General features: G+C 53.7%; 10 protein-coding genes and 1 tRNA gene. 7 read left to right on the top strand and 4 right to left on the bottom strand.

Features of this window, described 5'->3' with window-relative positions:
• Positions 1-51: 51 nt before the first annotated feature.
• The 3 genes from MLAB_RS09975 to MLAB_RS06150 all read right to left on the bottom strand — a co-directional run bounded on the left by MLAB_RS09975 (position 52) and on the right by MLAB_RS06150 (position 2,373).
• Positions 52-270 carry a hypothetical protein gene (locus MLAB_RS09975; RefSeq protein WP_048062070.1) on the bottom strand — a complete coding sequence of 73 codons (219 nt, stop codon included), beginning with the start codon at positions 268-270 and terminating at the stop codon, positions 52-54.
• Positions 271-370: 100 nt separating this feature from the next.
• A complete protein-coding gene (locus tag MLAB_RS06155) occupies positions 371-1,762 on the bottom strand; it encodes an MATE family efflux transporter (RefSeq protein ID WP_011833538.1) in 1,392 nt (463 codons plus the stop codon).
• 134 nt (positions 1,763-1,896) lie between these two features.
• On the bottom strand, positions 1,897-2,373 hold the full coding sequence (locus MLAB_RS06150) for a phosphate-starvation-inducible PsiE family protein (RefSeq protein WP_011833537.1): 477 nt from the start codon (positions 2,371-2,373) through the stop codon (positions 1,897-1,899).
• Between the two features lie 136 nt (positions 2,374-2,509).
• Between MLAB_RS06150 and MLAB_RS06145 the strand changes: the two genes are divergently transcribed.
• The 7 genes from MLAB_RS06145 (at position 2,510) to MLAB_RS06115 (ending at position 13,077) form a co-directional block, all read left to right on the top strand.
• Positions 2,510-2,583: transfer RNA gene (locus MLAB_RS06145), tRNA-Lys, on the top strand.
• Between the two features lie 217 nt (positions 2,584-2,800).
• A complete protein-coding gene (locus MLAB_RS06140; RefSeq protein WP_011833536.1) occupies positions 2,801-3,049 on the top strand; it encodes a DNA-directed RNA polymerase subunit H in 249 nt (82 codons plus the stop codon).
• Between the two features lie 15 nt (positions 3,050-3,064).
• Complete coding sequence (locus MLAB_RS06135) at positions 3,065-4,615, top strand: DNA-directed RNA polymerase subunit B'' (RefSeq protein WP_011833535.1); 1,551 nt, start codon at positions 3,065-3,067, stop codon at positions 4,613-4,615.
• 1 nt (position 4,616) lies between these two features.
• Positions 4,617-6,530, top strand: a complete 1,914-nt coding sequence (locus MLAB_RS06130) for a DNA-directed RNA polymerase subunit B' (RefSeq protein ID WP_011833534.1) — start codon at positions 4,617-4,619, stop codon at positions 6,528-6,530.
• On the top strand, positions 6,527-9,196 hold the full coding sequence (locus MLAB_RS06125) for a DNA-directed RNA polymerase subunit A' (protein ID WP_011833533.1): 2,670 nt from the start codon (positions 6,527-6,529) through the stop codon (positions 9,194-9,196). The genes MLAB_RS06130 and MLAB_RS06125 overlap by 4 nt, the downstream gene beginning before the upstream one ends.
• Before the next feature lies 1 nt (position 9,197).
• Positions 9,198-10,712 carry a DNA-directed RNA polymerase subunit A'' gene (gene rpoA2, locus MLAB_RS06120; RefSeq protein WP_011833532.1) on the top strand — a complete coding sequence of 505 codons (1,515 nt, stop codon included), beginning with the start codon at positions 9,198-9,200 and terminating at the stop codon, positions 10,710-10,712.
• A gap of 13 nt (positions 10,713-10,725) precedes the next feature.
• Complete coding sequence (locus tag MLAB_RS06115; protein ID WP_011833531.1) at positions 10,726-13,077, top strand: DUF3656 domain-containing U32 family peptidase; 2,352 nt, start codon at positions 10,726-10,728, stop codon at positions 13,075-13,077.
• Between the two features lie 21 nt (positions 13,078-13,098).
• Here the strand turns inward: MLAB_RS06115 and MLAB_RS06110 are convergent, their stop codons facing one another.
• Positions 13,099-13,395: a hypothetical protein gene (locus MLAB_RS06110; protein WP_048062069.1), complete on the bottom strand. Its 297-nt coding sequence runs from the start codon at positions 13,393-13,395 to the stop codon at positions 13,099-13,101.
• Between the last annotated feature and the right edge of the window lie 63 nt (positions 13,396-13,458).

Below are 13,458 nucleotides of genomic sequence, written 5' to 3'. Positions count from 1 at the left end.
AAAATGCTGGGGAAAAACCGGCGTGCCGGTTTTTCTCTTCGTAAAACTTCTCTATGCATATAATCGAAAAAATAATGAAACAACAGAAAAACCCGCATGCGGGTTTTTCCGATAGCATTTTTCAAGAGAGGGTGCGATTCCTGCGTAGGCGATAAGCCGAAGCAGAGCACCCGAACGTAAGGAAAATGCGATTCGCGTTAATTCGCGGAGATTCGCGGTTGGTTTTTCTCTTGCGTCCACATTAATGCCGTACACGAAATCGAAGTGCATCTCGTACGTCAGTTTATCTCGGTCAAGATCACAACACCGCGTAAGTCCTATTAAAAAAAGGTTCACCGGGCCGTGCAGCATTCTGCACCCCGATCGTTTTTCAGTTTTCTGCAGGCGTTTCGTCGCTGTCGATTCTCAGCTTCTTCGTCTTCCAGCCTCCGCGCATATAGAAGAACAGATCGAAACAGAACATCACGACCGTTCCGCACACGACGGCATACCAGATATACTGGATAGAATACCCGCTGAAGGCGAAGAACGCGGCAAGACCGACCTGCACGATTAGCTGGCCGGCGATCGCCGAGTACATCCCCGGCCGCGTCATGCCGGCGCCGTTCATTGCAAAACCCATGGTCATGGCGATCGCCACGAGGAAGTAGGACAGCGGCACGATCTGCATAAACATCGTCCCGTCGGCAAGCGATTCTCCGGTCGCTCCGAAGAACTTCAGGAACTCCGTCGCAAAGACCAGATACAGTGCCGCAACACCGATCATGAATACCGCATTGGCTGTCGCGGCATACCTGACCGTTTTTACCGCCCGCTCGACTTTTCCCGCTCCGAGATTCTGACCCACCATCACGGCGACCCCCGTACAAAGTCCCATCACGATGATCAGGCCCATCATATCCAGCCTGAGGCAGATACCGTATGCCGCCACCGCGGCCGTCCCGTACACGGCGATGATCGTCGTCATCGAGAGGAACGCCACGCTTCGAATACCGCTCTGGATTGCTGACGGTATCGCGATCACGACGATGTCCTTGATCAGCTTCGGCTCGAACGTCCACTTCTTCGGGAACTTGATAGGACTGTTCTTCTTCGACGGCAGAAGATACATCACGCCGATCAGAAGCATCACGCCTATCGCTCTTGAGAGAAGCGACGCATACGCCGAACCGGCGATCCCGCATGCCGGCAGGCCCCCAAGACCCATAATCAGGGTCGGGTTCAGGATAATATTCACTACATTGACCCCAAGCATCACATACATGGGTGTTCTTGAATCTCCCGTACTTTGGAACACCGTCGTCAGCGTAATCAGGATCACCATTACAAAGAGGCCCATAAGCATCGGCGTAAGGAACCTCGCCCCCTCTGCCGCGACATCGGGATACGCTCCCATCAGCAAAAGCAGATTCTCCGAAAAGAACAAACCTATCACTGCAAGGATCGCGGAAAACCCAAGCGCCAGATACAGGGAATGAAGCAGGATGACCTGAATACGTTCAAACTTCTCCGAGCCGTAGGCTCGTGAAACAAATGCGGCAGTGGCCGTCACGATGCCGAAAATCACCGTGGTCAGGACCATTAAAACCATAATGCTCATGGTCCCGCCCGCGATGGACACATCCCCCAGTTTCCCGATGAAATACATGTCCACGACTTCCAGCACGCTTTGAAGAAGATTACTGATGATAATCGGAAGCGCCACTATCAAAAGGGCTTTTCCGACCGGTCCTTCAGTAAGGATATTGCTGGATTCTTTCATCGTCACAGTATCATACTTAAGGAACCGGTACGATAATAAAGCTTAATATAACACACCAAAAATAAGTTGATACTTATGTTTGAATTTCGGATTTTTTTAATGAAAAAAAGAATAATTTGAAAATTTGAGGGGGATTACTCCAGGCTTTCTTCCTTCTCGTTTTTCCCATCTTTTGCTGTCAAAAAGGTGGCAACATCCCGATCCTCACGCCCGAGATAGATCATGGCGACCGTAAGGCCGAGGATCACGATCGTCGTCCCGATGATATCGATAAACGTCAGATCGGTTACCAGAAGTCTTCTTACCATCGTCGTGACGCCCGCTATCAGAATCGGTCTGATCAGTACGCGCCCTGCCCGCACATACGACTGGACCATATCGATTAAGGTCGCGATAACGATGATCAGAAGAATGCCCTGCAGCACGTTCGTGAGGGATCCTTGCGTGGGGCTTTCCAGCGCAATACGGATCAGACCAAGGGTCTCGATCGTTCCGAGAATGGCTGTAATTATCAAAAGAGCTGCAATAAGGACGTATATTGCGATCGTCACCAGGCTGCATCCTTTCACCAGAATCCGCTGGGTCCGTGGGAACATATCCATATCTGCCATAATTTAAGTAGAATACTGTTCTATTTGTAAGTAATAAAACAGTTCCATCGTTCGAACAGGGCATGGATGATGCAAATAGTCAGCTTTATATGTGCGGACATCATTCTATTACCGCTGTTTCCTAGATGAAACACAAGGGCCAGTAGATCAGTCAGGCAGATCGTCGGACTTTTAATCCGCAGGTCGGGGGTTCAACTCCCTCCTGGCCCGCTTCACGCCTTCGGGTTTTTTGACAAGGAAAAATGCTTATAGCATGCCTTATCTCATTTTATTCGATGCGTGTATATCATCCATCACACACCACCGGCGAATGTATTCCCATTGGGCCATTCACAAGCCAAAGAACCAGACTTTTAAAAATTGAACCAGCTACCTGAAAGAATCAGCAGCAAGACCCCGTATTCACACGAATCTGATTAGGAGCTACATGACAAGACTCAATGTATTACTGCATGAGATGGTCCCCGACCATCAGATCATGACTGACGAAGACGTCAAAAATCTTCTCACAACCTTCGACATCACGGAAGATCACCTTCCAAAAATCTATCATGATGACCCGGCTGTAAAAGCCTGCGGCGCAAAACCCGGAAACGTCATTATGATCGTAAGAAAGAGCCAGACAGCAGGCGAAGCCACATCCTACCGCCTTGTCGTTAGAAGGCCGAAAAAATAACCGGAGGCAGAAATCATGATCGACAGAAGTGTATTATCAGGCGCGTACTTTTCCCAGGAACACGTTGCACGCCACCAGCTGGACTCCTATAACAATTTTGTCCAGTTTAACCTCCAGAAAGTCGTAGACGAACAGCGTATCGTCGAGACCGAAATCGTCAACAGAGGAAAGAACCAGGAGGCCGTGTGGGTCGAACTGGGAAAAATCCGTGTTGAAAAACCCATCGTCAGGGAAGCAGACGGTTCGCAGAGCAAGCTCTATCCGGCCGAAGCCCGCCTAAGAAACCTTTCCTATGCGGCCCCGATGATCCTTGAAATGACCCTCCACCAGGGAGACAAAGTCTATCCGGTCCAGGAAACGACCATCGGTCAGCTCCCGGTCATGATCGGCAGTCAGGTCTGTAACCTCTGCGGTCTGTCCCAGGAAGAGAGAACCGAGCAGGGCGAGGATCCGAGCGATCCCGGAGGATACTTCATCGTCAACGGAACCGAGCGTGTATTAATGACGCTCGAAGATCTTGCCAGCAACAAGATCATGACCGAGTTCACCGAGAGATACAACGAGCAGATCCATGTATCCAAAGTGTTCTCCCAGTTCCGCGGCTACCGCGCTCTCGTCGTTGTCGAGAAGAACAAGAAGAACCTCCTCGACGTCTCCTTCCCGAGCGTTGCCGGCCACCTGCGGTTTGCGGACCTCATGCGTGCGCTTGGTCTCGAGTCCGATGAAGAGATCGTATCGGCCGTCTCCCTCTCAGAAGACGTCCTCACCTACATGATGCAGAACCTCGAAGAAAGCGAATGCGCCACCGTCGAGGAGGGTGTCATGTATGTCGGTAAGAAGCTTGCGCCCAACCAGACCAAGGATTACCAGAGAAAACGCGCCGAGTTCGTTTTGGACAGCTACCTTCTCCCGCACTTAAACTACGCCATCCCCGGCTCCTTAAAACCCGGAGACGAAGGCTACGAAGTGTATGCAAAGGATGTCCGGATCGCCAAAGCCGAATTCCTCGGCAGAATGGCAGAGGCATGTTTCGACCTCGCACTCAACAAGAGGAGAATCGACGACAAAGATCACTACTCCAACAAGCGCCTGAAACTTGCAGGTGACCTGATGGAGGATCTGTTCCGTATCTCGTTAAACAGACTTACCCGCGATGTCAAGTATCAGCTTGAACGCGCGAGCATGAGACACAGAGAACTCGCGATCGGAACCGTCGTCCGTGCGGATGTCTTGACCGAACGCCTGATTCACCCGCTTGCAACCGGAAACTGGGTCGGCGGAAGGACTGGTGTCTCCCAGCTTATGGACCGCGTCGACCACATGTCGGTCATTTCCCACCTGCGAAGAGTTATCTCTCCGCTGTCCAGATCCCAGCCCCACTTCGAGGCCCGTGATCTGCACCCAACCCAGTGGGGGCGCATCTGTCCGTCCGAAACTCCGGAAGGACCAAACTGCGGTTTAGTGAAGAACTTTGCCCAGCTTGTCGAGATCAGTAAAGGAACCGATGAGGACGAGGTCCTCCGTGTAATACAGGGCATGAAGATCCAGCCGATCAGGAGCGAATAAAATGGAAAAGAAAATGGCACGTGTATTCGTGGACGGTGCTTTGATTGGCAAAGTCGACGATGCCTACGGCTTCACCAGAAACTTCAGACAGATGCGCAGATCGGGGCACGTCTCGACCGAAGTCAATATTTCATACAAAGATTACAGTAACGAGATCGTCATCAATACCGACCGCGGACGGGCCCGCAGACCCCTGATCGTCGTCGAAAACGGCGTCCCGGCAGTCACCCCCGAAGATATCGAGATCGTCAGATCCGGTGCTGAAGACTTTATGGCACTGGTATCTCAGGGTAAGATCGAGTTCATCGATGCGGAAGAGGAGGATGACCTCTTTATCGCGGTGCAGGAATCCGATCTGACTCCAGAACACACCCACCTTGAGATCGATCCGTCCCTTATCCTCGGTATAGGAGCAGCACACGTTCCGTTCCCGGAACACAACGCATCGCCGCGTGTTACGATGGGTGCGGGTATGATCAAACAGGCACTGGGTTTTGCCCAGGCAAACATGAAGCTTAGGCCCGATACCCGCGGTCATATGCTTCACTACGCCCAGGTCCCGATGGTGCACACGCAGGCAGCCGAACTTATCGGTTCCGACAACCGCCCGCAGGGTCAGAACTTCTGTGTGGCCATCATCTCCTACGAAGGATACAATATTGAAGATGCACTCATCTTCAACAAAGCCTCGGTCGAACGCGGAGTAGGCCGTTCCCACTTCTTCAGAACCTATGAAGGAGAGGAACGCAGATATCCCGGAGGACAGGTCGACAGGATCGAGCTGCCCGAAGAGGATGTCCAGGGTTCCCATGGAATCGGTTCCTACGCAAACCTCGATGTTGATGGAATCATCAACCCCGAGACCGTCGTCAATGAAAAGGATGTTCTCATCGGCAAGACCTCTCCGCCGCGTTTCCTCGAGGAACCGACCGGAGAACTCATCGCCGTTGAAAAACGCCGCGACACGTCCATCACGATGAGAAGTAACGAGACCGGTATTGTAGACACCGTCATCATCACCGAGTCCGAGAACTCCTCCCGCCTCGTCAAAGTCAGAACACGTGATCTCCGTATCCCGGAGATCGGCGACAAGTTCGCATCCCGTCACGGTCAGAAAGGTGTCTGCGGTCTTATCACTCCGCAGGAAAACATGCCTTTCACCGCTGCAGGTATCGCGCCCGATCTCGTCATCAACCCGCACGCAGTCCCGTCCCGTATGACCATCGGTCATATGCTCGAGATGATCGGCGGCAAAGCCGGAGCACTCGAAGGTTCCCGCGTGAATGCAACTTCCTTCCGAAAGACCCAGGTCGAGAAGATCTTCGACTCGTCCTTCGCACAGAACCGTCTCTTAAACGACAAAGAGATCGGCAAAGACGTGAAGTCGAGCACCCTCACCCGTGAGCAGGTCTTACGACACCAGCTTGCCGAGGCAGGATTCGCCCACACCGGCCGTGAAGTCATGTACGACGGTATCACCGGCCGCAGATTCCAGGCCGACATTTACATCGGTGTTATCTACTACCAGAAACTCTACCACATGGTATCTACCAAGATGCATGCACGGTCCAGAGGTCCGGTCCAGGTCCTTACCCGTCAGCCGACCGAAGGACGTGCCCGTGAGGGAGGTCTTCGTTTCGGTGAAATGGAACGTGATGTGATGATCGGTCACGGTGCCGCAATGGCTCTCAAAGAGCGTCTCCTTGACGAATCCGATGCAGTAAAGCAGTACGTCTGCGCACGCTGCGGAATGGTCGCCATGTATGATGCCAAGCAGAAGATGACCCGCTGTCTCGCCTGCGGCGCAGAAACAGATATTTATGAAGTCGAAATGAGTTACGCATTCAAACTTCTCCTTGATGAGATGAAGAGTATGGGTATAGCTCCCAGACTGAGACTGGAGGATATGGTATGACCTCGCCAAAGAGAATCGGCAAGATCGAGTTCGGTATCCTTTCCCCGAAAGCGATCCGCGACATGAGTGTCTGTAAGGTCATCTGGCCGGACACCTACGACGACGACGGATTCCCCTACCCGAAAGGTCTCATGGACCCGAGTCTCGGTGTTATCGATCCGGGACTTCGCTGCAAGACCTGCGGTCAGAAGCAGGGCGACTGTCCGGGCCACTTCGGTCACATCGATCTCGCAAAACCGGTCATCCATGTCGGATACACCCGCCTGATCAGAAAACTTCTCCGTGTCACCTGCCGTGACTGCGGCCGGCTTCTTCTCGACAAAGAAGAGATCGAACGCTTCTCCGCACTTGAAGACGATCCCTACTCTGCCGAAACCATTGGCGAGAAGGATATCAAGAAGGAGCGTATCTGCCCCTACTGCGGTGATCAGCAGTTCAAGATCAACTTCGAGAAGCCGACCTCATTCGTTGAGATCGTTACCGAGATGGGCGAGGACGGAAAAGTCCACAAGTCGGAACGCAAACTGACCTCCGCCGACATCCGTGAACGCCTCGAAAAGATCCCGGACGACGACCTCCGTCTTCTCGGTATCGACCCCGAAGTCGCAAGACCCGAATGGACCGTTCTTACTGTCCTTCCTGTCCCGCCGGTAACGGTCCGTCCGTCCATTATCCTTGAAAACGGTCAGAGATCCGAGGATGATCTGACCCACAAGCTTGTGGATATCATCAGGATCAACCAGCGCTTTAAGGAAAACCAGGACGCAGGTGCCCCGCAGCTCATTATTGAGGATCTGTGGGAACTTCTCCAGTACCACGTCACCACCTACCTCGACAACGAGGTCGCAGGATGCCCGCCGGCAAGACACCGGTCCGGCAGACCGCTCAAGACACTCTCTCAGCGTCTGAAAGGAAAAGACGGCCGTTTCCGCGGATCATTATCCGGTAAACGTGTCAACTTCTCCGCACGTACGGTCATCTCCCCCGATCCGAACCTTTCGATCGGTGAAGTCGGTATCCCGCTTGCGATCGCAAACGAGATGTCTGTTCCCGTAAGAGTGACCAAGCAAAACCTTGAGGATATGCGTGCTCTGATCCGGATCGGCCCGCACAGACCGACCCTTCGCGACCCCTGCGGTGCGAACTATGTCAACAGACCCGACGGCCGCCGTATCAGACTGATCGCCGGCGAAGAAGGAAACTGCGACACGGTTGCGGAAATGATCGAGCCCGGATGGAAGATCGACAGACAGCTGCGTGACGGAGATATCGTTCTCTTCAACCGTCAGCCGTCTCTGCACCGTATGTCCATCATGTCCCACCACATCAAAGTCATGAACGGCAGAACGTTCCGCCTTAACCCGGCAGTATGTCCCCCGTACAACGCAGACTTTGATGGAGATGAAATGAACCTGCACGTTCCTCAGACCGAGGAAGCACGCGCAGAAGCAGAGCTTCTCGTCGCCGTTCAGGAAAACATTCTCTCGCCGCGTTTCGGCGGTCCGATCATCGGCGGTCTTCACGACCACATCTCCGGTATCTTCCTGCTTACAAACCAGCTGAAGTGGTACACGAAGTCCGAGTTCCTCTATCTCCTGAAATATACCGCAATGGAACACCTTCCCGAACCGGGCAAGGTCGAAAACGGTATTCCCTACTGGAGCAACAAACAGGCATTCTCGATGATCCTGCCGAAAGACGTCAACATGTTCTACAAAGCGACCTGCTGCCGGAACTGCGACCCCTGTACGAAGAACACGTTCTGTCCGAACGATGCATTCGTCAGGATCGTCGACGGAGAACTCATCAGCGGAACCATCGACAAGAAGTCTGTCGGAGCAATGGACGGCGCTATCCTTAACAGGATCATCCGTCTCCACGGCACGCAGCGTGCAAAAGAGTACATCGACGATCTGACCAAGCTCTCGATCCGTGCGATCATGCTGTACGGATTCTCCTACGGAATCAACGACACCGATCTCGGTAAAGAAGAGTACAAGCAGATTCGCGATGTGCTCGACACTGCAGAACACGATGTCGCCAACCGTATCAATATCTTCGAGCAGGGACACTTAGAGCCCATGCCCGGAAGAACCCCCGAAGAGACCCTTGAAATGCAGGTCATGAAAGAGCTGGGTAAAGCCCGTGACCGGACCGGTGATATCGCATCCCGTCACTTAGGTTTCGAAAACTCCGCTGTGGTCATGGCCGTTTCCGGAGCTCGCGGTTCGATGCTGAACATCGCACAGATGGCCGGTTGTATCGGTCAGCAGGCAGTGCGTGGTGAGCGTATCGTTCGTGGATACGAAGATCGCACCCTCCCGCACTTCAAACGCAGCGACAAAGGGGCCGACGCACACGGTTTCGTCAGAAACTCCTACAAGTCCGGTCTGAACCCGACCGAGTTCTTCTTCCATGCAATCGGAGGTCGTGAAGGTCTTGTGGATACTGCGGTTCGTACGTCCCAGTCCGGTTACCTCCAGCGTCGTATGATCAACGCACTGCAGGATCTCAAAGTCGCGTATGACGGCACTGTCCGCAGTACCGGCGGAAAGATCATTCAGTTCGTCTACGGAGAAGACGGTACAGACCCCGCCAAGTCAGCTTCCGGTCTGCCGGTCGATGTGAAAGGTATTGCTGAATCCGTTCTCAAGGAGGAGATCTAACATGGTTCCAAACAATGACGAGTTCGACGAGGAGTTCGATACCTTCGAGGAAGTTATCGAAGAAACTCCCGTAACGACCTCAAAGAAATCCCTCGCAGAAAAGGTCGAAGCGGTTCTTGAAACGGAATCTGCCGAGGAAACCCCCGCCGAGTCCGCAGAAAAGAAAACCCGGTCGAAGAAGGCCAAGAAGACCGAAGAGGCCGCAGAAGAGCCCGTGTCACCGATCGCCGCCGAGCTGCACAGCTGGGGTCTTCCAAAGACTCTCTTCCAGCAGTTGAAGACCTGGCTAGAGAGCAAATCCGAAGAGGATCTCGAGGCTATCGATCTCGCCCGCATGAAGTCCCGTGTCCGGAGACTCGTGGATGAGAACATGCCGGTCTCAACGACCACGGAACTCACGAAGATCCTTATCTCGAAGTATGATGCAGGCAAGGAGGTAACCGACGCCAACTTCGAAAACATCGTTGACAGAATCAACACCGAGTACGAACGCACCCGCGTTCAGCCCTGCGAAGCGGTCGGTATCAACGCAGCCCACTCCATAGGTGAACCGGGTACGCAGATGACGATGCGTACGTTCCACTACGCGGGTGTGGCGGAAATCAACGTTACCCTCGGTCTGCCGCGTCTTATCGAAATCATGGACGCGAGAAAAGAGCCGTCCACGCCGACCATGACCATCTTCTTAGATAAGGACTACCGCGAGAGCCGTGATAAGGCCCGTGAGGTCTCCTGGAAGATCGAAGCCGCACCCCTTCACGAGTTCGGCGACATCGAGACCGACATCGCAGAGATGTGCGTTCTCGTTCAGGTCAACAAAGAAGTCTGCAAGAAACGTAAGATCGCCGTATCCGAAGTTCTTGCCCGTGCTCCGCAGAAGATCAAAGACAAGCGTCACTACCGCGACTTCGAGGTCGAGGTCGATGAGGCGAACGGCGTCTTGAAGTTCCTCCCGAAAAACGAGGACTCCTATCAGAATCTCTTCCAGCTCGCAGAACATGTCCGTCAGGTCATCGTTCAGGGTATCGATGATATCAAGAGGGTCGTCGTTCGAAAGGAAAACGACGAGTACATCCTCCATACGGAAGGTTCCAACCTGAAAGATGTCTTCGAGATTGACGGCGTCGACTGTACGAGGACCCGTACAAACAACATCTCCGAGATCGCAAGCACGCTCGGTGTCGAGGCCGCACGTTCCGCCATCATCTACGAAGCATTCACCACCCTGAAAGAACAGGGTATCTCGGTCGATCTCCGCCACATCATGCTTGTCTCAGACATCATGTGCATGGACGGCGAGGTCAAACAGATCGGTCGTCACGGTATTGCCGGCGAGAAGGAATCGGTCCTTTCCCGTGCAAGCTTCGAAGTTACGGTCAACCACCTGCTGGATGCGGCCGTGGCTCACGAATATGATGAACTTTCAGGTGTCACGGAAAACGTTATTGTCGGTCAGCCGATTCTTCTCGGTACCGGCGATGTCAAACTGATGGTCCGCCGCGTGGCACCTCAGTAATCTTTTTTTTATCATGGTTATTCCTGAACTCTTATCTCCTGCGGGTTCGCCCGATGCTTTGAAAGCCGCTGTATTTGCCGGGTGCGATGCTGTTTATCTCGGCGGGAAATCATTTGGTGCACGCCAGTATGCGGCGAACTTCTCAAACGAAGAATTGAAAAGTGCAGTTCTGTTCGCCCATCAGTACGGCGTCAAAGTCTATGTGACCGTCAACACGCTCGCATACGATGATGATATGCCGGGAATCGCCGGGTATCTCCGGTTCCTCTCGGATATCGGCGTCGATGCGATCCTGGTACAGGATGTCGGTCTTCTCTCTCTTGCAAGAGAGATCGTGCCGGATCTTCCGCTGCACGCAAGCACGCAGATGACGATCCATAACGCGGCAGGTGTTCGGTTCGCCGCCGAACACGGCGTCTCGCGTGTGGTGCTCGCCCGCGAACTTCCGTTCGATGACGTGAACAGAATAGCCGAAGCTGCCAAAGAGGTCGGCGTCGAGCTGGAGATCTTCATTCACGGAGCGATCTGCTATGCATATTCAGGCCAGTGTCTCTTTTCGTCCGTGATCGGCGGACGAAGCGGGAATCAGGGGGCCTGTGCCCAGCCGTGCCGAAAACCCTACTCTCTCCTAGCCGATGGAGAGACCCTGCCGACCCAGGGAGATTATCATCTCTCCCCGCGTGATCTGTGTCTGTATCCCTATCTTGAAGAGATCTGCAGTCTCGGGGTCGCGGCGGTCAAGATCGAAGGAAGGATGAAGACACCTGAGTATGTAGGAATCGTCACCGATGCCTACCGCCGGGGTCTTGATACGATCGCCGCAGGCGAAGAGTTCGTTCCCGATAACGAAACGATGGAGGATCTTGCCTTTGCGTTCAACCGCGGGTTTACGAAAGGATATCTTTTCGGCGACAAGTGGGGGACCTTCATCAATGCGAAAAAGCCCGACAACCGCGGTGTCTATGCAGGATTTGTGTCCGGGCTGGACGAGTCCCGCGGCAAGGTGATCGTGAAAATCGAAGGCCCGGTCCCTGATACGGGAGACGGTCTGGTGTTCAAGATCGCCGGCCGCGAGACTGGGTTCGCACTAAATAAAGAGCCGTATATCTTCCCGGAAGGGGACGCCTATAAGATCCCTGCTCCGGCTGACGTTGTCTTAGGCAGCGAACTCTGGATTACCCGCCGGATGAAGACCGAACGAAAAGCGGCCGCGATCCTTTCAAAACCTTCCGCCGGCAGAATCCCACTCGACATCGTCGTCTCGGTCGACAAAGCGGGGCGTCTGACCGTCTCTTCGGATGGTGTGGAGGTCAAAACCGAGATGCCGATGCTTGAGGCGCTGAACAAACCCGTGTCCAAAGAGTCGGTCGAAACCCAGATGCGAAAGACCGGCGGGACTCCGTTCTTTATTCAAACGCTTTCGATGCAGTACGACGGCACGATGTTTTTGCCGATGAGCGTTATCACGGATCTTCGCCGGAAGTTTCTGGATGCGGCGGCTCTGGCCCGAAAACCGGTCCGGACCACCCGTCCATATGCGGAAAAAGGCACGGCGGTCCCGGCGCGGACGACGCCGATCGTTCAGGTCTATACCGACAGCGTTGTCGGGGCAAAGGCCGCCCACTCGGCCGGAGCAGGACAGGTCGTCTACGAAGGATTTGAGGAGATCTACGATCTTCCAATCATCTATAAACTCCCGCGGATCGTTCAGGAACACGAATTTGCTTCCGCTTTTTCAAAGATCCCCCCCGGAGCCGCCGGCGTGATGGTCGACGGTGTCGGGGCTGCCGAGAGTATCAAGGGCGTGCCGAAATACGGCGGGTCGGGTCTGAACATCACGAATGCCCGTTCGGCCGTTACGTATGGAAAGAGCTGCCGTCAGGTCTGTCTTTCGCCGGAACTCTCTGGAAAACAGATCAGAACGCTGATGGAGCATCTTTCTGCATATGCTCATCCGCCGAAGACCGAGGTGATCGTTCAGGGAAGTCTTGAGGTGATGATCTCCGAGAACTGTATTCCTGCAATGGTCCAGGGATGCCGGAGCTGCAGTCAGTCCTGGGCGCTGAAGGATAAAACGAACAGGATATTCCGGGTCAGGACCGATTCCCAGTGCCGGGGTCATATCCTGAACTCGTCTGAGACCTGCCTGATCGAGTATGTCGGCAAACTCGCGTCGGCCGGTGTCTCCGTCATCTCGATCGATGCACGCGGCCGAAGTCCCGAGTATATCCGGCGGATGACGGCAATATACACGGCGGTCGTCGACGGAACCGGCGACCCGAAAGAACTCAAGGAACAGATAAAAGATATCGCTTCCGGCGGCATCACGGCAGGGCATTACCTGCGCGGCGTCGTCAGAGAATAACACTATTTTATTTTTGCCTGATCAGATTATTCTTCTGAAGGCTATTCTACCCTCATTTGGACAGTTTTTCCCGTCGAGAAAGTCGTTCCCCTGCTTGGTGATCCTGTATTCGCCGTCGGCGGGTCTTGTTCCGTAGACATAGCTTCCGCCAAGATATCCCTTTCTCTTTAGATAATCGACCTCCCTGTCAAGATCGACCTCGGGAACGCAAAACTTGTTTGCAAGATGCCCGCAGGAACAGACATGTGAATGCCCTTCGGTGTATGCGTACGCCCGATAAAATCGCAGGATCTCGAGTCTTAATGCATAGCTGTCCATACGGCAATAGGTAAACATGTGGTGTTTTTCTATAATTAATCTATGGAACGGGGTAAAAATGGG

It is taken from the genome of Methanocorpusculum labreanum Z (assembly GCF_000015765.1).
In the GTDB taxonomy this organism is placed as follows: domain Archaea; phylum Halobacteriota; class Methanomicrobia; order Methanomicrobiales; family Methanocorpusculaceae; genus Methanocorpusculum; species Methanocorpusculum labreanum.
Note: the sequence above shows the minus strand (reverse complement) of the source record. Positions and strands in the feature narration are given on the sequence as shown.